The organism is Saccharothrix lopnurensis (assembly GCF_042658445.1).
Lineage (GTDB): Bacteria > Actinomycetota > Actinomycetes > Mycobacteriales > Pseudonocardiaceae > Actinosynnema > Actinosynnema lopnurensis.
In genome coordinates this window covers 20,532-39,195 of record NZ_JBHSQO010000006.1, presented here as the reverse complement: position 1 = coordinate 39,195, position 18,664 = coordinate 20,532, and the positions used below count along the sequence as shown (strand labels likewise).

Below are 18,664 nucleotides of genomic sequence, written 5' to 3'. Positions count from 1 at the left end.
TCTGGCGGGCCAGGAATGGTCAGGAGAAGTAAGTGATCCAGCAGGAGTCGCGGCTGCGCGTCGCCGACAACACCGGTGCGAAGGAAATCCTTTGCATCCGTGTTCTCGGTGGCTCCGGCCGCCGCTACGCGGGTATCGGGGACATCATCGTCGCGACGGTGAAGCAGGCCATCCCCGGTGCCGGCGTGAAGAAGGGCGACGTGGTCAAGGCCGTCGTCGTCCGCACCGTCAAGGAGAAGCGCCGTCCCGACGGCTCGTACATCCGGTTCGACGAGAACGCCGCGGTGCTGATCAAGAACGACAACGAGCCGCGCGGCACCCGCATCTTCGGCCCGGTCGGTCGCGAGCTGCGCGACAAGAAGTTCATGAAGATCATCTCGTTGGCGCCGGAGGTGCTCTGACCATGAAGGTCAAGAAGGGCGACACCGTCGTGGTCATCGCCGGCAAGGACAAGGGCGCGCGGGGCAAGGTCATCCAGGCGTACCCCGCCGACAACCGGGTCCTGGTCGAGGGCGTCAACCGCATCAAGAAGCACACCCGGATCACGCAGACCCAGCGCGGCGCGCAGTCGGGCGGCATCGTGACCCAGGAGGCCCCCATCCACGTGTCCAACGTGATGGTGGTCGACTCGGACGGCAAGCCGACCCGCGTTGGTTACCGGACGAACGACGAGGGCAAGCGGGTCCGCATTTCCCGTCGTAACGGGAAGGACATCTGATGACCACCGCAGAGAAGACCACGCCGCGGCTCAAGACGCGGTACCGCGAGGAGATCGCGGCCGAGCTGCGCAAGCAGTTCGAGTACGCCAACGTCATGCAGACCCCCGGCGTGGTGAAGGTCGTCGTGAACATGGGTGTCGGCGACGCCGCCCGCGACGGCAAGCTGATCGAGGGCGCCGTGCGCGACCTGGCGATCATCACCGGTCAGCGCCCCGAGGTCCGTCGGGCCCGCAAGTCCATCGCGCAGTTCAAGCTGCGCGAGGGCATGCCGATCGGCGCGCGCGTCACGCTGCGCGGCGACCGCATGTGGGAGTTCCTGGACCGGCTGCTGACGATCGCCCTCCCGCGAATCCGTGACTTCCGCGGCCTGTCGGGCAAGCAGTTCGACGGCAACGGGAACTACACGTTCGGTCTCAACGAGCAGTCGATGTTCCACGAGATCGACCCGGACGCCATCGACCGCCCCCGCGGCATGGACATCACGGTCGTCACCACCGCCACGAACGACGAGGAGGGCCGGGCGCTGCTGAAGCTCCTGGGCTTCCCGTTCAGGGAGAACTGACATGGCCAAGAAGGCGCTGATCAACAAGGCCGCGGCCAAGCCGAAGTTCAAGGTGCGGGGCTACACCCGCTGCCAGCGCTGCGGGCGCCCGCACTCGGTGTTCCGCAAGTTCGGCCTGTGCCGGATCTGCCTCCGTGAGATGGCCCACCGGGGCGAGCTGCCCGGTGTGAGCAAGTCCAGCTGGTAGTCCCAGCACGGCGGCAGGTTTTTTTCTCACTCCACTTCGCTGTAGGCCCGCTCACGACCCGGCTCCCGCGGGACACCCGCACCGAGCCGCGGACCCTGACTGGGGAACCGCAGCGAGAAAGGTTGACCAGGTCACCATGACGATGACCGACCCGATCGCAGACATGTTGACGCGTCTGCGGAACGCGAACTCGGCTTACCACGACAAGGTCGTGATGCCGCACTCGAAGTTGAAGGCCAACATCGCCGAGATCCTCAAGCGCGAGGGCTACATCGCGAGCTACGGCGATGAGCAGGGCGAGGTTGCCAAGAACCTGGTGATCGAGCTGAAGTACGGCCCGAACCGGGAGCGCAGCATCGCCGGCCTCCGCCGCGTGTCGAAGCCCGGTCTGCGCGTCTACGCGAAGTCGACCAACCTGCCGAAGGTCCTCGGTGGTCTGGGCGTCGCGATCATCTCGACCTCTGGCGGTCTCATGACCGACCGTCAGGCCAACAAGTCCGGCGTGGGCGGCGAAGTCCTCGCCTACGTCTGGTAAGGGAGGGGGACCAGGCATGTCGCGCATCGGGAAGTTGCCGATCACCGTCCCCTCCGGGGTCGACGTGAACATCGCGGGCCGGGAGGTCAACGTCAAGGGGCCGAAGGGCACCCTGTCGCTGACCATCGCCGAGCCGATCATCATCGAGAAGGCCGAGGACGGCACCCTCGAGGTCAAGCGCCCGAACGACGAGCGCCGCAGCCGCTCGCTCCACGGCCTGTCCCGCACGCTGGTGCAGAACATGGTCGTCGGCGTGACGCAGGGCTACGAGAAGAAGATGGAGATCCACGGGGTCGGCTACCGCGTGGCGCTCAAGGGCTCCGACCTGGAGTTCGCGCTGGGCTACAGCCACCCGGTGAAGGTCGAGGCCCCCGAGGGCATCACCTTCGCGGTGGAGACCCCCACCCGCTTCTCCGTGGCCGGCATCGACAAGCAGCTCGTGGGCGAAGTCGCCGCCAACATCCGCAAGCTGCGCAAGCCCGACCCGTACAAGGGCAAGGGCGTGCGGTACGCGGGCGAGAAGATCCGCCGCAAGGTCGGAAAGACGGGTAAGTGACATGAGCGAGACTGCAACGAAGTCCGCCTCTTCGGGGCGGAAGCCGGTGGGCAAGGACATCTCGACCACCCGCCGCGTCGCCAAGACCCGCCGTCACTTCCGCCTCCGCAAGAAGGTCAGCGGCACCGCGGAGCGTCCGCGCCTGGCGGTGCACCGGTCGTCGAAGCACATCTCCGTGCAGCTGATCGACGACCTCGCGGGCCACACCCTGGCGGCCGCCTCCTCGGTGGAGGCAGACGTCCGGGCGGTCGACGGCGACAAGAAGGCCCGCGCGGCGAAGGTCGGCCAGCTGGTCGCCGCCCGCGCGAAGGAGGCCGGTGTCTCCAAGGTCGTGTTCGACCGGGGCGGCAACGCCTACCACGGCCGGATCGCGGCTCTGGCCGATGCCGCCCGTGAGGCGGGGCTGGAGTTCTGACAATGCACATCTTCGGAATTGAGAGGGACGCCTGATGCCAGGACGCACGCGTCGCGAAGGCGGCGGGGGCGAGCGCGGTGAGCGTCGCGACCGTCGTGACGGCGGCCGCGGCGGCGCGGCCCAGGAGAAGACCCCGCACCTGGAGCGCGTGGTTGCGATCAACCGCGTCTCCAAGGTCGTGAAGGGTGGTCGTCGGTTCAGCTTCACCGCCCTCGTCGTGGTCGGTGACGGCGACGGCATGGTCGGTGTCGGCTACGGCAAGGCCAAGGAAGTGCCGGCGGCGATCGCCAAGGGTGTGGAGGAGGCGAAGAAGAACTTCTTCCGCGTCCCCCGCATCGCGGGCACGATCCCCCACCCGGTGCAGGGCGAGAAGGCGGCCGGTGTCGTGCTGCTGCGCCCGGCTTCGGCCGGTACCGGCGTCATCGCCGGTGGCGCGGTCCGCGCGGTGCTGGAGTGCGCCGGTGTCCACGACGTGCTGAGCAAGTCGCTGGGCTCCGACAACGCCATCAACATCGTGCACGCCACCGTGGCCGCCCTGAAGGGCCTCCAGCGTCCGGAGGAGGTGGCCGCGCGCCGCGGCCTCCCCCTGGAGGACGTGGCGCCCGCCGGCATGCTGCGCGCTCGCGCAGGGGCGGGGGTCTGACGTGGCTCAGCTCAAGGTGACCCAGGTCAAGAGCAGCATCGGTACCAAGCACAACCACCGTGAGTCCCTCCGGACCCTGGGGTTGCGCAAGATCCGCCAGTCGGTGGTCCGCGAGGACACGCCGCAGGTCCGCGGCCTGATCCACGCCGTGCGCCACCTGGTGGTCGTCGAGGAGGTCCAGTCGTGACCATCAAGATCCACGACCTGCGTCCGGCTCCCGGCGCCAAGACCGCGAAGACCCGTGTGGGTCGCGGTGAGGGCTCCAAGGGCAAGACCGCGGGCCGAGGCACCAAGGGCACCGGCGCGCGGAAGAACGTCTCGCCGCGCTTCGAGGGTGGCCAGATGCCGCTGCACATGCGGCTGCCGAAGCTGAAGGGCTTCCGCAACCCGTTCCGCACCGAGTACCAGGTGGTGAACGTGGGCGACATCGCGCGCCTGTTCCCCGACGGTGGTCGGGTGGACGTGGACGCCCTGATCAACGCCGGCCTGGTCCGCAAGAACCAGCTGGTGAAGGTCCTCGGCAACGGCGACCTCAACGGCGTCAAGGTCGATGTCGTCGCCAACAAGTTCTCCGGCAGCGCGGTCGACAAGATCGCGGCCGCGGGCGGCACGACCGTCGAGCTCTGACCACCAGGTCACCTCACCCGAGAACGGCCCCCGGAGCCCAGCTCCGGGGGCCGTTCCACTTCCCCCCTCCCTCGCGAGTCGTACCTCCAGACCCCGCGAGTCGTACGTTCAGACCCACCGTGTCGTACGTTCAGGACGGGTGAGTTCAACGTTCGCGTCCACCTCGGGGTTACCCGCGGGTAATCGCTGACCAGGTACGGAGCGACGCGAATGTTAAACTCGGGGGTCCGGAACGTACGACACGGTGGGCGTGGACGTACGACTCGCGGTTGACCGTTGCCGGTTGGCCAAGTGAGACGTTCGCGCAGGGCGGAAACCGGGTGTGCCGGTGGGTTGGCGTGCGGGCGTGTGGCTCGTCGTCTTCTTCGGTGCCCCTGGTGGTGGGCGCGTTGATCCTGGGCGCCGACAAGCTCCTGGGGATGTGCCAACTCCGGTCAGCACGGTCCTGTCGAGGTCGTGGGGGACGGAGGGGCGTTGTTGGGCAGGCCGGCGGTGTGGTGGTCGGGTTTTGGCCCGGGTTGGTTCCGAGCCGCCTCGCGTTGACGATCACCGAGTGGGTCGGGGTGGACTGCCCGGGGTAACCCGCGGTCCGGGTCCTCGCCGCCGGTCCGGGCGGGGAAAGCGCTGCTGGCGGCACCGATCCGCCGTGCGGGGAGTTCCTGGTGGCGATCTCCGACCCCGGGGTGGTGCTGATCTTCACCGCCTTCGTCCCGCGGTTCGTCGACCCGGCGCGCGGGTCCATCCCGCTCCAGCCGGCCGTGCTCGCCGGGACCGCCTGCGGCGCGGTCGGTGCGGGCACCCGCAGGGCCGGCCCGACCCGGCGCGCCGAGGCCCGCCCGGGCGAGGCCACCGGGGCGGTCCTGCCGGGGACGGCGGGCGCTTCGGCCGTTCCCCGGACGTGAACCCGGAGCCGCGGGCCGTCGAACTTGATCCGTTCGGCGGCTTGCGAGCACGCGTAGTCGATCAGGTACCAACTGTGTATGACGACTGGCTACGGCGATCCGCCTCGCGGCTGTTAGAGTCGCGGGCTGAACCCGGATGTCCTCCGGGTCGGTCGCGGCTACCCGTCGCTTCCGCCACCGTCGGCGTTGGCCGGCGGGACGACCGCAAGACTGTGCCGGCAACACAGCCGGTACCGCACGGATGCCGACCCAGGCGGGGCGGCAACGCTGATGGAGGTTCGCGTGCTCGGCGCATTCCGCTCGGCTCTCGCGACGCCGGACCTACGCAAGAAGATCCTCTTCACCCTGGGGATCGTCGTGGTGTTCCGGTTGGGTGCGACCATGCCCGCGCCGGGCGTCTCCTTCAAGAACGTCAAACAGTGCATCGAATCGGTCGACCAGCAAGGCGTGTACTCGCTGATCAACCTGTTCAGCGGCGGTGCGCTGCTCAACCTGTCGATCTTCGCGCTGGGCATCATGCCCTACATCACCGCGAGCATCATCGTCCAGCTGCTCACCGTGGTCATCCCGCGGTTCGAGCAGCTGAAGAAGGAAGGGCAGGCGGGTCAGGGCAAGCTGACCCAGTACACCCGCTACCTGACCATCGCGCTGGCGGTCCTCCAGTCCACGGGCATCATCGCCCTGGCCGTGCGGGACCAGCTGTTCGCCAACTGCCCCGTCCCGGTCATCCCGGACGAGAGCATCTTCAACCTGGTCGTCCTCGTGGTCGTGATGACCGCCGGCACCAGCGTGATCATGTGGCTCGGTGAGATCATCACCGAGAAGGGCATCGGCAACGGCATGTCGCTGCTGATCTTCTGCGGCATCGCGGCCCGCATCCCGATCGAGGGCAAGATCATCTGGGACCGCGGTGGCCTCACCTTCTTCCTGGTCTGCCTCGCGGCCCTGCTGATCATCGCCAGCGTCATCTACGTCGAGCAGGCCCAGCGCCGGATCCCGGTCCAGTACGCGAAGCGCATGATCGGCCGCCGGATGTACGGCGGCACCTCGACCTACCTGCCGCTCAAGGTGAACCAGGCCGGTGTCATCCCGGTCATCTTCGCCTCGTCGCTGCTCTACCTCCCGGACCTCATCGCGCGCCTGACCGCCTCCACCGACGGTTCCGCGCCGAGCTGGTGGGAGACCTTCGTGCAGACGCACCTGGTGAGCCAGTCGAGCCCGGTGCACATCGCGCTCTACTTCCTGCTGATCGTCTTCTTCACCTACTTCTACGTCGGCATCACGTTCAACCCGGACGAGCGCGCCGACGAGATGAAGAAGTTCGGTGGGTTCATCCCGGGCATCCGACCGGGTCGACCCACCGCCGAGTACCTCCGCTTCGTCTTGGGGCGGATCACGCTGCCCGGCTCGCTCTACCTGGGCATCGTGGCCATCCTGCCGAACCTGTTCCTCGACCTCACCGGTCAGGGCCAGAACCAGAACTTCCCGTTCGGCGGCACCGCGGTGCTGATCATGGTCGGTGTCGGTCTCGACACCGTGAAGCAGATCGAGAGCCAGCTCATGCAGCGCAACTACGAAGGGTTCCTCCGCTAGTGCGAATCGTTCTCGTCGGCCCGCCCGGAGCGGGCAAGGGCACGCAGGCCCAGCTGCTCAGCAGCAAGCTCGGCGTGCCGCACATCTCCACCGGGGACCTCTTCCGCGCTCACATCAGCCAGCAGACCGACCTCGGCAAGGAGGTCCAGGAGTACCTGGACTCCGGTGAGCTCGTCCCGGACGAGGTGACCAACGAGATGGTCCGCGAGCGGCTCGCCCAGGCGGACGCGACCGGCGGGTTCCTGCTCGACGGCTTCCCGCGCAACGTCGCCCAGGCGGGCGTGCTCGGCGAGATGCTGGCGGCGGCCGGCCACTCGCTCGACGCGGTGCTGGAGTTCCGGGTCGACGAGGACGTCGTGGTCGAGCGCCTGCTCGCCCGCGGCCGCACGGACGACAAGGAAGACGTGATCCGGCACCGCCAGCAGGTGTACCGGACGGAGACCGCACCGCTGCTCGACCACTACGCCGACGTCGTCGTGCCGATCGACGCGGTCGGCGAGGTGGAAGAGATCAGCGAACGGGCCATCCGCGCGCTGCGCGACGTGAAGTGAACGGTGTTGTCGATGCCCTACGGCGCGTGGTACCAGGCCGTGACCGCATGATCGAGATCAAGAGCCGCGGCCAGCTGGAGGCCATGAGGGCCGCCGGCCTGGTCGTGGCGCGCACGCTCGTGGCGCTGACCGCGCACACCAAGGCCGGGGTCAGCACCGCGGAGCTGGACGAGCTCGCCGAGCAGACGATCCGGGACGCCGGGGCCATCCCGTCGTTCAAGGGCTACCACGGCTTCCCGGCCTCGATCTGCGCGTCGGTCAACGAGCAGGTCGTCCACGGCATCCCGAGCCGCACCCAGGTGCTCGCGGAGGGCGACCTGATCTCGATCGACTGCGGCGCCATCCTGGAGGGGTGGCACGGCGACTCGGCCATCACCCTGCCGGTGGGCGCGGTGACCGAGGCCGAGCTGAAGCTGTCCGAGGCCACCCGCCGCTCGATGCTCGCGGGCATCGCGGCGGCCGTGCCCGGCAAGAAGCTCGGCGACATCTCCTTCGCCATCGAGTCGGCCACCACCCAGGCGGGCGACGAGCACGGCGTGGACTACGGCATCGTCGACGGCTACGGCGGCCACGGCATCGGCACGAAGATGCACATGGACCCGTTCCTGCCCAACGAGGGCAAGCCGGGCAAGGGCCCCAGGCTGAAGGTCGGCATGGCGATCGCCATCGAGCCGATGCTGACCCTGGGCGGCCGGCGCACGGTCGAGCTGGAGGACGGCTGGACCGTCGTCACCGCCGACGGTTCGCGCGCCGCCCACTGGGAGCACTCGGTGGCCATCACCGAGGACGGCCCGTGGGTGCTGACCGCGCCGGAGGAGTGAATCGCTCCAACGGGTGACCAATATCCGCTGAACGAGTGACAGCTTCGTGAAACCGTCTTGTGCTGTGGATCATCGGCCCCCTCGGGGGACGCTACGGGCGTAGGCTGACCGCGTAACGGACAGCAACGGCCTCGTCGCCTGTCGCCCGGAGGAAGTGCGCAGCCCATGACCGAGTCACACTTCAAGGCCGCGGACGACGATCGCGGTGTGGTGGTCGCGCGGTTGGCCAAGGCCCACGCCGAGGGCCGGCTCACCCGGACCGAGTTCGACGAGCGGAGCCGGGCCGTCCAGGACGCCCGCAGCTACGCCGAGCTGCGCGACCTCACCGCCGACCTGCCGGACCCGGACCGGGGCCCCGACCGGGGCCCGTCCCCGGCGGACCGGGACCGGCCGCTCCCCGGCGGTGCGGGCGGCGACCGCCCCGAGCCCCTCTGGCAGAGCCGGCCGGTGCCGGTCCAGGACGACCCGAACGCCGCCCCGGTGTGGCGCAGCGCCCCGGTCGACGGCCAGGAGCAGGCCGGGAGCGGGCGACCGGCCCCGGTGTGGCAGGACGCCTCGACCCCCGGCGGCCGGGACGACCGGGACGACCGGGCCGCGGACGCCAAGCCCACCCCGGTGTGGCAGGACGGGCCGGCGGCCGGCGGCTCCTCGGGCCGCGCCCCCGCGGGCGCCCGGATCGGTCCGGACGCGCACGCCGACCGCGACCCCGGCTACGACCGGGACACCGGGTACGACCAGGGCACCGGCTACGGCGCCCCCGCCGGCACCGGCTACGCCCCGTCGTCGCAGCGGCAGCCCCAGCGCCCGCGCCGCGAGCCCCCGCCCGTGCCCGAGAAGCGCGGCAAGGCGACCGTCTTCCTCACCGTGCTGACCGTCGTGTGGCTGTTCGCCAGCGCGATCAACCTCCTCATCTGGGGCATCATCAACGGCACGTCCGAGACGTCCGTCTACCCGTGGTGGCTGTGGGTGGCCGGCCCGCTCGGCATCGTGGTCCTCACCGCCCACCTGGTCCGATTTGGGCTTCGGCGGTAACGCGCGTACTATGGACGGGTGGCGCACACGTCGCGCCGGTTCCGTCATGCCCGGGGCTTCCCCTGGTGGGTGACAAGGGTTCGCAAGGGCCTTATCCGGAGTCGGGGTGCCGCGTGCCCCGGGCAAGTACCTATCCAGGAAGCACCCACCGTCACGAAACGCGGAGGACATGGGCAAGAAGGACGGGGCCATTGAGGTCGAGGGCCGCGTAGTCGAACCGCTCCCCAACGCGATGTTCCGCGTCGAGTTGGAGAACGGGCACAAGGTCCTGGCTCACATCAGCGGCAAGATGCGTCAGCACTACATCCGCATCCTCCCGGAGGACCGGGTAGTCGTGGAGCTCTCACCCTACGACCTGTCCCGCGGGCGCATCGTCTACCGCTACAAGTGACCTCCGGCGCGCCCCTCGGCGCGCCGGCTGACGCAGGAGAAGCTCAGGCGTGAAGGTCCAGCCGAGCGTCAAGAAGATCTGCGACAAGTGCAAGGTGATCCGCCGCCACGGCCGGGTCATGGTGATCTGCGAGAACCTGCGCCACAAGCAGCGCCAGGGCTGACCAGCACCGACCGAGCACGGGTCGAGTCTTCACCGACGCGACACGGAAGCAAGCCTCCTCGCACCTGCCCCGCGGCACACCCGCGCGGGCACACCCCCGGACTCCAGGCCGGGGCCGGGACACCGGTCGTGAGAACGACCGGATGGCGCAGCGAGTCAGTCCCGGAACCGGGCGAGGAGCAGACCTGGAGAAACGACGACAGGAGCAAAGCGCCGCATGGCACGACTCGTTGGCGTCGACCTCCCCCGCGAGAAGCGGTTGGAGATCGCGCTCACCTACATCTTCGGCATCGGGCGCACCCGCTCCCAGGAAGTGCTGAAGGCGACGGAGCTCTCCCCGGACGTCCGGGTGCGGGAGCTCTCCGATGAGGACCTGGCCAAGCTCCGGGACTACATCGAGAACAACTTCAAGGTCGAGGGTGACCTCCGCCGCGAGGTTCAGGCCGACATCCGCCGCAAGATGGAAATCGGCACCTACCAGGGGCTGCGCCACCGTCGCAACCTGCCCGTCCGCGGGCAGCGCACCAAGACGAACGCGCGCACCCGCAAGGGTCCGAAGAAGACCGTGGCGGGCAAGAAGAAGGCCGGCAAGAAGTAAGACCTCGCGCACTACGTAGGAGATCACCCAGAGATGCCACCCAAGTCCCGTACGGGCGCCGGGGTCAAGAAGGTCCGGCGCAAGGAGAAGAAGAACGTCTCGCACGGCCAGGCCCACATCAAGAGCACGTTCAACAACACCATCGTGTCCATCACGGACCCGCTGGGCAACGTGATCAGCTGGGCCTCCGCCGGCCACGTCGGCTTCAAGGGCTCGCGCAAGTCGACGCCCTTCGCCGCGCAGATGGCCGCGGAGAACGCCGCGCGCAAGGCCGCCGAGCACGGCATGCGCAAGGTGGACGTGTTCGTGAAGGGTCCCGGCTCCGGCCGCGAGACCGCGATCCGTTCGCTGCAGGCCGCCGGTCTCGAGGTCGGCACCATCCAGGACGTGACCCCGCAGCCCCACAACGGCTGCCGCCCGCCCAAGCGGCGCCGGGTCTGAGGCACGGGGAGGAGTAAGACACCATGGCTCGCTACACCGGACCGGCCACGCGCATCTCGCGTCGCCTCAAGGTCGACCTCGTGGGCGGGGACCAGGCGTTCGAGCGCCGTCCCTACCCGCCCGGCCAGCACGGCCGCGGTCGCATCAAGGAGTCGGAGTACCTGCTCCAGCTCCAGGAGAAGCAGAAGGCCCGTTACACGTACGGCGTGCTGGAGAAGCAGTTCCGCCGCTACTACGAGGAAGCGGTCCGCCGCACCGGCAAGACCGGTGAGAACCTGCTCCAGATCCTGGAGTCCCGCCTGGACAACGTCGTGTACCGCGCGGGTCTCGCGCGCACCCGGCGCCAGGCCCGCCAGCTGGTCAGCCACGGTCACTTCATCGTGAACGGCCAGAAGGTGAACATCCCGAGCTACCGGGTGTCGAAGTTCGACATCATCGACGTGAAGCCGAAGTCGCTGCCGACGCTCCCGTTCGAGGCCGCTCGCGCCTCGTTCGGCGACCGCCCGGTGCCGGCGTGGCTCCAGGTCGTGCAGTCGAACCTGCGGATCCTGGTCCACCAGCTCCCGGAGCGGGCGCAGATCGACACGCCCGTCACCGAGCAGCTGATCGTCGAGCTCTACTCGAAGTGATCCTCCCGGAGGGGCCGGCTCGCGTTTCCGAACCGGGCAGGTCCCTCCGGTCGGGTCCCGCGGCGGCACGGAATGGTGTGCCGCGCGCGTTCGCCGGTCTCCGCGACTGGTGTCCCACGGCGTCATATGGCGGGCGCCGGGGTAAGAGAAGAGGAAGAACCCAGTGCTGATTTCCCAGCGTCCCTCGCTCAGCGAGGAAGCGGTCAACGAGACCCGCTCCCGGTTCGTCATCGAGCCGCTGGAGCCGGGCTTCGGCTACACCCTCGGCAACTCCATCCGCCGCACCCTGCTGTCGTCCATCCCCGGCGCGGCCGTGACCAGCATCCGCATCGACGGCGTGCTGCACGAGTTCACGACCGTGCCCGGTGTGAAGGAGGACGTCACCGACGTCATCCTCAACCTCAAGGAGCTGGTCGTCAGCTCCGAGGAGGACGAGCCGGTGACCATGTACCTGCGCAAGCAGGGGCCTGGTGCGGTGACCGCGGGCGACATCGTGCCCCCGGCCGGTGTCACCGTGCACAACCCGGACCTGCACATCGCGACCCTGAACGGCAAGGGCAAGCTGGAGATCGAGCTCGTGGTCGAGCGCGGTCGCGGCTACGTCCCCGCCGTGCAGAACAAGCAGGCCGGTGCCGAGATCGGCCGCATCCCCGTCGACTCGATCTACTCGCCCGTCATGAAGGTGACCTACAAGGTCGAGGCCACCCGTGTCGAGCAGCGGACCGACTTCGACAAGCTGATCCTCGACGTGGAGACCAAGCCCTCCATCACGCCGCGCGACGCCGTCGCGTCCGCGGGCAAGACGCTGGTGGAGCTGTTCGGCCTCGCACGCGAGCTGAACGTCGACGCCGAGGGCATCGAGATCGGCCCCTCGCCCGCCGAGGCGGACACCATCGCGGCGTTCGCGATGCCGATCGAGGACCTGGACCTCACCGTCCGGTCCTACAACTGCCTGAAGCGCGAGGGCATCCACACGGTGGGCGAGCTGGTCTCGCGCAGCGAGGCGGACCTGCTGGACATCCGCAACTTCGGCGCCAAGTCGATCGACGAGGTCAAGATGAAGCTCGTCGGCCTCGGCCTCGCGCTGAAGGACAGCCCCCCCGGGTTCGACCCCTCGGCCGCCGCGTCGGACTACCCGACCGACGGTGGTTGGGGTGCCGCGGACACGTCCGTGGACACCCACGACGACGGCCAGGACTACGCGGAGACCGAGCAGCTCTGAGGCCGCTTAGCGGCCGGGCCGGAGCAGAGGATCAGGAAGAAATCCGAGGAGCAATTCGATGCCCACCCCGACTAAGGGACCCCGTCTCGGGGGCTCGCCGGCCCACGAGCGGCTGATGCTGGCCAACCTGGCCACGTCCCTGTTCACCCACGGTCGGATCACGACCACGGAGGCGAAGGCGAAGCGGCTCCGGCCGTACGCCGAGAAGCTGATCACCAAGGCGAAGGCCGGTGACCTGCACAACCGTCGCGAGATCCTCAAGGTCATCCGCGACAAGGACATCGTGCACAAGCTGTTCGCCGAGATCGGCCCGCAGTTCGCCGAGCGCACCGGCGGCTACACCCGCATCACCAAGACGCTGCCGCGCAAGGGCGACAACGCCCCCATGGCCGTGATCGAGCTGGTCGCGGAGCAGACCGTCGCCTCCGAGGCCGAGCGGGCCCGCAAGACCCGCTTCGCCAAGGACGAGGCCCCGAAGGCCACCGAGGCCACCGAGGCCGAGGAGACCAAGGCCGAGGACGTGGAGGACCAGGACGCCGAGGCGCCCGAGTCCGCCACGAAGGACGCGAACGAGGAGCCCGCCGAGGGCGCCGACGACGAGTCCGCCCAGCCGCAGGCCAAGAAGGACGAGTCCTGACGGACTCCCCCTTCGCCGACGAGCCCGTCGCCCCCTCTCGGGGTGACGGGCTCGTTCGCGTGCGCCTGGACCTGGCCTACGACGGCACGGACTTCTCGGGGTGGGCCCGCCAACCGGGCCGGCGCACGGTGTGCGGGGTGCTGGAGGACACCATGTCCACGGTGCTGCGCTTCGACGTCGGCCTGACCGTGGCGGGGCGCACGGACGCCGGGGTGCACGCCTCGGGTCAGGTGGCGCACGTCGACCTGCCCCCGACCACCGACGTGGCCGGCCTGCCGAGGCGGCTGGCGCGGGCCCTGCCGCCGGACGTGCGGGTGTTCTCGGCGCGGGTGGTGCCGGCGGAGTTCGACGCGCGGTTCGCGGCGCTGCGGCGGCACTACGAGTACCGGGTCACCGACGCGCCCTCCGGGGCCCACCCGCTGCGGCGGGTGGACACGCTGGCCTGGCCCCGGCCGCTGGACGTGGGCGCGCTGGGCGAGGCGTCCCGGCTGCTGCTGGGCGAGCACGACTTCTGCGCGTTCTGCCGCCGCCGGGAGGGCGCGACGACGATCCGCGAGCTCCAGCGGCTGGAGTGGGTGCGGGAGGGCGGGCTGCTGACCGCCCACGTGTCGGCGGACGCGTTCTGCCACTCCATGGTGCGCAGCCTGGTGGGGGCGCTGCTGGCGGTGGGGGAGGGGCGCAAGCCCGTCGGGTGGCCCGCCTCCCTGCTGTCGCTGAGCGGGCGGTCGAGCGAGGTGGCGGTGGCCCCGGCGCACGGGTTGTCGCTGGTGCGGGTGGACTACCCGGCTGACGGGGAGCTGGCCGCGCGGGCGGCCGTCACGCGCAACGTGCGCGGCGCGCCGGCCTGAGGGCTACCAGCCGAGGACGCCGCTCAGGTCCACGGGAATCGGGAGCGGTGCCGCCTCGACGGTCGCCCGACAGTCCGTGAGCAGGACGTCCTGGGCGAGGTACCGCCCCTGAACGAGACGGTACGCGGTCAGCTCCAGCCGGTCCCGCTGGTTGACGGTCCACACGAAGGGCACCCCTGCCGAGGCGAAGGCGGACACCTTGCTCTCCTGCTCGGCCCGCGTGTTGCCCGGAGACCAGACCTCGACCGCCATGAGCATCGACTCCGCGGGGAAGCTCGCGTCGAGTTCGGGGTCCTGGTCGAGGACCACCACGTCAGGGATCAGGCCGGTGCGCAGCGCGGAGGAAATCCTGACCGCCACGCCGGGCACGACGTGCAGGTTCTTCCGGCCCGCGGCCCAGATGGCGTCTTCGATTTGCCTGGTCAACCGGTGGACGACGCGCTGGTGCCTACCGGCTGGTGAAGGAGACATGTGGAAGTACCCGGAGATCAGCTCGGTGCGTGACCCGTCCGTCGGTTCGGGAAGGGCCAGCCAGTCCTCGACGGTGTGAGGGCCGATCGGGTGCTGCACGGCTGCGGACATCTCCACCTCCTGGATCGACATGAGTATGAGCCTGCCCTCGCCCCAACGGCCAAACAACCCCCTGACCAGGTGAAACGCGCACGGCCCCCTCACCGGCGGAAGGTGGTGAGGGGGCCGTGCGCGGTGTGCGCCCGGGGCTACCGGGGGCTCACGGGACCGGCGGGGCTCAGAGGTCGAGCGTCCACGAGTCGATGAAGCCGGTGTCCTGCCGGTACGCGTCGCGCACCCGCAGCTGCCACGTGCCGTTCGAGTTCTCGGCCGACAGGTTCACCGTGTAGGTCGCGTCGAGGTTGGCGGCGCTGTCCGAGCCGGACTCCACCTTGAGCCGCTTGACCGCGCCGCTGGGCGTGATCAGGTCGACCGCCAGGTCGCCGCGGTAGGAGTGCTTGACGTGCACCTCGACCCGCGCCGCCGCGCCGGCCTTGCCCGCGCAGCCCGACACGGCGATCGAGCTGGTCGCCGTGCCCAGGTCCGGCACGGCCACGTCGGTGGCGTTGGTCTGGGCGTCGCAGCCGGTGGGCGGCTCGGTGGCGTCGCCGACCACGCGCAGCAGCTTGTTCGGCGAGCCGGTGCCCGGACTCGTCACCACGCCGTTCGTGGCGCCGTCCACCAGGGCGTCCCGCACCTGCTGCGGGGTCGCGGTGGGGTTGGCCGCCAGGTAGACCGCCGCCGCGCCGGCCACGTGCGGGGCCGCCATGGACGTGCCGCTGATGGTGTTGGTGGCGGTGTCGCCGGTGTACCAGGCCGAGGTGATCGACGAGCCCGGCGCGAAGATGTCCACGCAGGTGCCGACGTTGGAGAACGACGACCGGGCGTCGGTGTTGGTGGTGGAGCCGACCGTGATCGCCTCCACCGTGCGGGCGGGCGAGTAGTTGCACGCGTCCGCGCCGTTGCTGTTGCCCGCCGCGATGGCGTAGGTGACGCCGGAGGCGATGGAGTTGCGCACGGCCTGGTCCACGGTCGCGTCCGCGCCGCCGCCCAGCGACATGTTCGCCACGGCCGGCTTGACCGCGTTGGCGGTCACCCAGTCGATACCGGCGATGACGCCCGCGTAGGTGCCGGAGCCCGCGCAGTTCAGCACCCGCACGCCGACCAGCTTCGACAGCTTCGCCACGCCGTGCGCGGTGCCCGCGACGGTGCCCGCCACGTGCGTGCCGTGGCCGTTGCAGTCGGCGGTGTCGTTGTCGTTGTCCACGGTGTCGCGGCCGGACGACGCGCGGCCGCCGAAGTCGCCGTGCGAGTTCCGGATGCCGGTGTCGATGATGTAGGCCGTGACGCCCTCACCCTCGTTCGGGTAGGTGTAGGAGTTGTCCAGCGGCAGCGCGGCCTGGTCGATCCGGTCGAGGCCCCACGACGGGGTCGGCGCCTGCGTGCCGGAGATCGTGACCTCGCCGTCCTGCTGCACGTACGACACCGACGGGTCGGCGGCCAGCTTGCGGGCCTGGGCCTCGGTCATGGTGGCCGAGAACCCGCGCAGCGCACGCGTGTAGGTGTGCTTGACGACGGCCTGGTACTTGCCGCTCAGCGCGCTCACGCTGCTCGCGCCCGTGTCCTTGAGCACGACGATGTAGCTGTCCTTCACCGCGTTCGGCGCGCCGAGCCCGCGGATGTCCCCCTCCGCCGCTGCGCTGAAGGTGGTCAGCGCCGCCGTCACCGCGAATGCCGTGCCGGTGGCCAGGCCGGCTCCGCCCAGCCTCCTCGTCCAGGACGTGCGAACATCTCCCATGTGCGGCGTCTCCTCCTCGCAGGGGTGTGTTCGCACGGTGTCGAGCCCGATACCGTCCGAACACGGTGAGTCGTTCCTAGTTCGCCTGCGGGGGCTGCGCAAGAATTATTTGGAAACATAGGACGAACGGCCGATCAACACTTTTTTTCCAGCTGTCAACGAATTGCTGCGTAAAGTGCCTGGACCGATCGCAAAAAATATGCCCCCGAACCTGTCGGTCCGGGGGCGGTAAAGCGTGGCGGGTCGGTCGTCGCGGGTCAGTCGCCGCGGCGCACGGCACCCAGGATCTGCTGCTCACCGGGCGTCGTGACCAGGCGCAACGGCCGCCACAGGTTCGTGCCCAGCGCGATCACCTGGTCGTCCTTCAACGTCGTCAGCTGGTGCGCCATCTGCGGCGGCAACCGCCAGATCTGCGACGCCAACTGCGCCTGACCGATCGGCAGCCGCTGGAGCAGCACCAGGTCCGCGGTATTCGCCGTGGTCGCCGCCTGCGGGTGCAAATACGGCAACACGTACATGGTGGTCTGCCACGGCGACCGCGGCGGGAACAGCTCCTGCGGCACGTGCCCGCCGTCGTGCACGACCAGCAGGGGGCTGTCCTCCGACGGCCGGGGCAGCTCCACCGGGCTCAGCCGGCGCAGCTGCACCAGCGGCGAGGGGCGCCCGTCCTGGCCCGCGCCCGCCGCGCGCACGACCGGCTGCCACGCCGCCGGGCGGCCGGTGGCGATGGTGATCCACGCGCCCGTCGCCATGGCCCGCAGCGCGATCTGCCGCGCCAGGTACAGCCCGCCCACGACCACCATGCGGGTGGGCGCGGAGCGCAGCACCGAGATCGTCAGCGGCTCGCCCTGGAGGCCCGAGCCGAGCACCATGCCGCCGCGGTCGCCCGACGGGCTCACCACGTCCAGCAGCTGCGGCGACACCAGGAACTCCGGGGCCACGCCCGCGCCGCGCGAGTTCATCAGCCGGGGGTTGGTCACGCCACACCGCCCAGCGGGAGGGTCGCGGCCAGGCCCGAGACCTGGAGGCCGTTCAACGGGGTCAGGGTGATGTCCAGCTTGTCCGCCAGCGTCTTGAGCCGGTCGTCGGCGCGGTCCAGCTCGGACGGCGTCCGCGCGCTGACCCGCACCATGCCGCGCAGGCCGACCTGGCCCTCCTCGGTGCTCGGCGAGATGGTCAGCGACAGCGTGGACGACAGCGCGCGCACCCCGGTCAGGGCGTTGAGGTTGTTGCGCATCCCCTTCGCGGGCCAGCCGGTGATCGCGTAGCTGGAGTGGCCGACGCCGCCCGCGGTCACGCCGGACCACTTCTCCCGCAGCGACACCGCGTTGTTCGACCCGGCCACCGAGGTCAGCTCGGCGGCCGAGATGCCCGCCCGGATCAGCTCGTCGGGGTCCAGCGGCCGGATCGACACCCCGGTCGACTCCAGCGCGTTGCGCACCCGCGACAGCGCGCCGATCAGCGCGCGGTGGGCGCCCACGACGCCGCCGCCGCGCTCCCGGATCGCCGCCTGGCACCGCCGCGGGTCCAGCCGCACCGCGATCCACGTGGTGCGCCGCGCCGCGGCGGGCAGCGGGCCCAGCACCTCCAGGTAGGAGTTCAGGGCCGGGGAGTTCGCCGGCAGCGCCGCGCTGCCGGGGTAGCAGTGCCAGATCACCGAGATCGCGTCCAGCACCACGCCGCGGTCCTCCAGCGTCGGCGCCAGCGCGCCCAGCGGCAGCGACGGCGCGCTGCCCACCGCGGTGATGAGGTTCGGCGCCGGGTCGACCAGCAGCACGGCGGTCCACGCGCCCTGGTGCCACGCCAGGCCCAGCGGGTTGCGCTCGTGGTCGATCCCCTTGGCCACCACCAGGTCCGGCACCGCCAGGCGCAGCAGCGCCACCCGCGGGTCGTCCGGGCCGATGACCGAGTTCTCCTCCTCCGACGGGGGCTTCGCCTCCACCGGGCCGGTGCGCTTGGCCGTGCGGCCGTGCGAGCGGGAGCTGTAGCGCACCACCAGCGAGATCCACTGGGTCAGCCAGCGGCCCCGGGACTTCGTGAACGCGAGGACCAGGGCGATCAGCACCACGCCGCCCGCGACGTACATCGGCACGGGCGCCACGGTGTCCCCGGTCGCGCCGACCGCGATCAGCACCAGGCCGAGGGCGATGCCGACCTCCAGCACCACCAGGTTGGCCACCGGCAGCGCGCCCAGGCTGGCGCCGGCGGTGCGGCGGCGGGCGCGGAGGAGGGTGGCGCGCACGGCGTTCCCGGCGGGCTGCGCGCGGGCCGCGGCGGGGTTGGGC

At 70.2% G+C, this 18,664-nt stretch carries 27 protein-coding genes; 23 read left to right on the top strand and 4 right to left on the bottom strand.

Annotated features, from left to right (window positions below; all coding sequences use genetic code 11):
- Positions 1 to 32: 32 nt before the first annotated feature.
- The 23 genes from rplN to truA all read left to right on the top strand — a co-directional run bounded on the left by rplN (position 33) and on the right by truA (position 14,071).
- Positions 33 to 401, top strand: coding sequence for a 50S ribosomal protein L14 (rplN, locus tag ACFP3R_RS08055; RefSeq protein ID WP_015805282.1), 369 nt, complete (start codon positions 33 to 35; stop codon positions 399 to 401).
- A gap of 2 nt (positions 402 to 403) precedes the next feature.
- Positions 404 to 718, top strand: a complete 315-nt coding sequence (gene rplX, locus ACFP3R_RS08050) for a 50S ribosomal protein L24 (RefSeq protein WP_344036135.1) — start codon at positions 404 to 406, stop codon at positions 716 to 718.
- Complete coding sequence (gene rplE, locus ACFP3R_RS08045) at positions 718 to 1,281, top strand: 50S ribosomal protein L5 (RefSeq protein ID WP_380634304.1); 564 nt, start codon at positions 718 to 720, stop codon at positions 1,279 to 1,281. The genes rplX and rplE overlap by 1 nt, the downstream gene beginning before the upstream one ends.
- A 1-nt stretch (position 1,282) precedes the next feature.
- Complete coding sequence (locus tag ACFP3R_RS08040; protein WP_053715226.1) at positions 1,283 to 1,468, top strand: type Z 30S ribosomal protein S14; 186 nt, start codon at positions 1,283 to 1,285, stop codon at positions 1,466 to 1,468.
- A 136-nt stretch (positions 1,469 to 1,604) separates the two neighbouring features.
- Positions 1,605 to 2,003, top strand: a complete 399-nt coding sequence (gene rpsH, locus ACFP3R_RS08035) for a 30S ribosomal protein S8 (protein WP_344036131.1) — start codon at positions 1,605 to 1,607, stop codon at positions 2,001 to 2,003.
- A 16-nt stretch (positions 2,004 to 2,019) separates the two neighbouring features.
- Positions 2,020 to 2,559, top strand: a complete 540-nt coding sequence (gene rplF / locus ACFP3R_RS08030) for a 50S ribosomal protein L6 (protein WP_380634302.1) — start codon at positions 2,020 to 2,022, stop codon at positions 2,557 to 2,559.
- Between the two features lies 1 nt (position 2,560).
- Positions 2,561 to 2,974: a 50S ribosomal protein L18 gene (gene rplR, locus ACFP3R_RS08025; protein ID WP_380634301.1), complete on the top strand. Its 414-nt coding sequence runs from the start codon at positions 2,561 to 2,563 to the stop codon at positions 2,972 to 2,974.
- Between the two features lie 34 nt (positions 2,975 to 3,008).
- Complete coding sequence (rpsE, locus tag ACFP3R_RS08020) at positions 3,009 to 3,617, top strand: 30S ribosomal protein S5 (RefSeq protein ID WP_037330379.1); 609 nt, start codon at positions 3,009 to 3,011, stop codon at positions 3,615 to 3,617.
- Between the two features lies 1 nt (position 3,618).
- A complete protein-coding gene (rpmD, locus tag ACFP3R_RS08015; RefSeq protein ID WP_033428588.1) occupies positions 3,619 to 3,804 on the top strand; it encodes a 50S ribosomal protein L30 in 186 nt (61 codons plus the stop codon).
- A complete protein-coding gene (rplO, locus tag ACFP3R_RS08010) occupies positions 3,801 to 4,244 on the top strand; it encodes a 50S ribosomal protein L15 (protein WP_380634300.1) in 444 nt (147 codons plus the stop codon). Before rpmD ends, rplO begins: the two co-directional genes overlap by 4 nt.
- 662 nt (positions 4,245 to 4,906) lie before the next feature.
- Complete coding sequence (locus tag ACFP3R_RS08005; protein WP_380634299.1) at positions 4,907 to 5,146, top strand: hypothetical protein; 240 nt, start codon at positions 4,907 to 4,909, stop codon at positions 5,144 to 5,146.
- Positions 5,147 to 5,428: 282 nt separating this feature from the next.
- Positions 5,429 to 6,739, top strand: a complete 1,311-nt coding sequence (gene secY / locus ACFP3R_RS08000) for a preprotein translocase subunit SecY (protein ID WP_380634298.1) — start codon at positions 5,429 to 5,431, stop codon at positions 6,737 to 6,739.
- Positions 6,739 to 7,290, top strand: a complete 552-nt coding sequence (locus ACFP3R_RS07995) for an adenylate kinase (RefSeq protein ID WP_380634296.1) — start codon at positions 6,739 to 6,741, stop codon at positions 7,288 to 7,290. The genes secY and ACFP3R_RS07995 overlap by 1 nt, the downstream gene beginning before the upstream one ends.
- 47 nt (positions 7,291 to 7,337) lie before the next feature.
- A complete protein-coding gene (map, locus tag ACFP3R_RS07990) occupies positions 7,338 to 8,111 on the top strand; it encodes a type I methionyl aminopeptidase (RefSeq protein ID WP_380634294.1) in 774 nt (257 codons plus the stop codon).
- Positions 8,112 to 8,276: 165 nt separating this feature from the next.
- A complete protein-coding gene (locus ACFP3R_RS07985) occupies positions 8,277 to 9,143 on the top strand; it encodes a DUF1707 SHOCT-like domain-containing protein (RefSeq protein ID WP_380634292.1) in 867 nt (288 codons plus the stop codon).
- Positions 9,144 to 9,312: 169 nt separating this feature from the next.
- On the top strand, positions 9,313 to 9,534 hold the full coding sequence (infA, locus tag ACFP3R_RS07980) for a translation initiation factor IF-1 (RefSeq protein ID WP_005166804.1): 222 nt from the start codon (positions 9,313 to 9,315) through the stop codon (positions 9,532 to 9,534).
- A gap of 49 nt (positions 9,535 to 9,583) precedes the next feature.
- Positions 9,584 to 9,697 (top strand): 50S ribosomal protein L36, encoded by a 114-nt coding sequence (gene rpmJ / locus ACFP3R_RS07975; RefSeq protein ID WP_010148647.1) that lies wholly within the window; start codon positions 9,584 to 9,586, stop codon positions 9,695 to 9,697.
- Between the two features lie 216 nt (positions 9,698 to 9,913).
- A complete protein-coding gene (rpsM, locus tag ACFP3R_RS07970) occupies positions 9,914 to 10,294 on the top strand; it encodes a 30S ribosomal protein S13 (protein WP_380634290.1) in 381 nt (126 codons plus the stop codon).
- A 33-nt stretch (positions 10,295 to 10,327) separates the two neighbouring features.
- A complete protein-coding gene (gene rpsK / locus ACFP3R_RS07965) occupies positions 10,328 to 10,735 on the top strand; it encodes a 30S ribosomal protein S11 (protein ID WP_015105236.1) in 408 nt (135 codons plus the stop codon).
- Between the two features lie 23 nt (positions 10,736 to 10,758).
- Complete coding sequence (gene rpsD, locus ACFP3R_RS07960) at positions 10,759 to 11,364, top strand: 30S ribosomal protein S4 (RefSeq protein ID WP_344036119.1); 606 nt, start codon at positions 10,759 to 10,761, stop codon at positions 11,362 to 11,364.
- 163 nt (positions 11,365 to 11,527) lie between these two features.
- Complete coding sequence (locus ACFP3R_RS07955) at positions 11,528 to 12,586, top strand: DNA-directed RNA polymerase subunit alpha (RefSeq protein ID WP_380634288.1); 1,059 nt, start codon at positions 11,528 to 11,530, stop codon at positions 12,584 to 12,586.
- Between the two features lie 58 nt (positions 12,587 to 12,644).
- Entirely contained in the window at positions 12,645 to 13,223 is a 579-nt protein-coding gene (gene rplQ / locus ACFP3R_RS07950; protein ID WP_380634286.1) for a 50S ribosomal protein L17, read from the top strand.
- Between the two features lie 59 nt (positions 13,224 to 13,282).
- Positions 13,283 to 14,071, top strand: a complete 789-nt coding sequence (gene truA, locus ACFP3R_RS07945; protein ID WP_380634283.1) for a tRNA pseudouridine(38-40) synthase TruA — start codon at positions 13,283 to 13,285, stop codon at positions 14,069 to 14,071.
- Between the two features lie 3 nt (positions 14,072 to 14,074).
- On the opposite strand, the gene ACFP3R_RS07940 is transcribed toward truA, so the two are convergent.
- The 4 genes from ACFP3R_RS07940 to eccE form a co-directional block, all read right to left on the bottom strand.
- The gene (locus ACFP3R_RS07940; RefSeq protein WP_380634280.1) at positions 14,075 to 14,674 is read right to left on the bottom strand and encodes a Uma2 family endonuclease; all 600 of its coding nucleotides are present in this window, start codon (positions 14,672 to 14,674) and stop codon (positions 14,075 to 14,077) included.
- A gap of 145 nt (positions 14,675 to 14,819) precedes the next feature.
- On the bottom strand, positions 14,820 to 16,379 hold the full coding sequence (locus ACFP3R_RS07935; RefSeq protein WP_380634278.1) for a S8 family peptidase: 1,560 nt from the start codon (positions 16,377 to 16,379) through the stop codon (positions 14,820 to 14,822).
- A 257-nt stretch (positions 16,380 to 16,636) separates the two neighbouring features.
- Positions 16,637 to 17,341: a hypothetical protein gene (locus tag ACFP3R_RS07930; RefSeq protein ID WP_380634646.1), complete on the bottom strand. Its 705-nt coding sequence runs from the start codon at positions 17,339 to 17,341 to the stop codon at positions 16,637 to 16,639.
- Positions 17,342 to 17,355: 14 nt separating this feature from the next.
- Positions 17,356 to 18,558, bottom strand: a complete 1,203-nt coding sequence (gene eccE / locus ACFP3R_RS07925; RefSeq protein ID WP_380634644.1) for a type VII secretion protein EccE — start codon at positions 18,556 to 18,558, stop codon at positions 17,356 to 17,358.
- Positions 18,559 to 18,664: the final 106 nt, after the last annotated feature.

Excerpts from the sequence above, each read along its gene's own strand:
- ACFP3R_RS07985 (WP_380634292.1), top strand. The coding sequence starts at position 8,277 with ATGACCGAGTCACACTTCAAGGCCGCGGACGACGATCGCGGTGTGGTG.
- rplE (WP_380634304.1), top strand. The coding sequence starts at position 718 with ATGACCACCGCAGAGAAGACCACGCCGCGGCTCAAGACGCGGTACCGC.
- infA (WP_005166804.1), top strand. The coding sequence starts at position 9,313 with ATGGGCAAGAAGGACGGGGCCATTGAGGTCGAGGGCCGCGTAGTCGAA.
- rpsE (WP_037330379.1), top strand. The coding sequence starts at position 3,009 with ATGCCAGGACGCACGCGTCGCGAAGGCGGCGGGGGCGAGCGCGGTGAG.
- rplF (WP_380634302.1), top strand. The coding sequence starts at position 2,020 with ATGTCGCGCATCGGGAAGTTGCCGATCACCGTCCCCTCCGGGGTCGAC.
- rplX (WP_344036135.1), top strand. The coding sequence starts at position 404 with ATGAAGGTCAAGAAGGGCGACACCGTCGTGGTCATCGCCGGCAAGGAC.
- ACFP3R_RS08040 (WP_053715226.1), top strand. The coding sequence starts at position 1,283 with ATGGCCAAGAAGGCGCTGATCAACAAGGCCGCGGCCAAGCCGAAGTTC.
- ACFP3R_RS07935 (WP_380634278.1), bottom strand. The coding sequence starts at position 16,379 with ATGGGAGATGTTCGCACGTCCTGGACGAGGAGGCTGGGCGGAGCCGGC.
- rpsM (WP_380634290.1), top strand. The coding sequence starts at position 9,914 with ATGGCACGACTCGTTGGCGTCGACCTCCCCCGCGAGAAGCGGTTGGAG.
- rpsD (WP_344036119.1), top strand. The coding sequence starts at position 10,759 with ATGGCTCGCTACACCGGACCGGCCACGCGCATCTCGCGTCGCCTCAAG.
- rplR (WP_380634301.1), top strand. The coding sequence starts at position 2,561 with ATGAGCGAGACTGCAACGAAGTCCGCCTCTTCGGGGCGGAAGCCGGTG.
- rpsK (WP_015105236.1), top strand. The coding sequence starts at position 10,328 with ATGCCACCCAAGTCCCGTACGGGCGCCGGGGTCAAGAAGGTCCGGCGC.
- rpsH (WP_344036131.1), top strand. The coding sequence starts at position 1,605 with ATGACGATGACCGACCCGATCGCAGACATGTTGACGCGTCTGCGGAAC.
- map (WP_380634294.1), top strand. The coding sequence starts at position 7,338 with ATGATCGAGATCAAGAGCCGCGGCCAGCTGGAGGCCATGAGGGCCGCC.
- ACFP3R_RS07930 (WP_380634646.1), bottom strand. The coding sequence starts at position 17,341 with ATGAACTCGCGCGGCGCGGGCGTGGCCCCGGAGTTCCTGGTGTCGCCG.
- rplQ (WP_380634286.1), top strand. The coding sequence starts at position 12,645 with ATGCCCACCCCGACTAAGGGACCCCGTCTCGGGGGCTCGCCGGCCCAC.
- ACFP3R_RS07940 (WP_380634280.1), bottom strand. The coding sequence starts at position 14,674 with ATGTCGATCCAGGAGGTGGAGATGTCCGCAGCCGTGCAGCACCCGATC.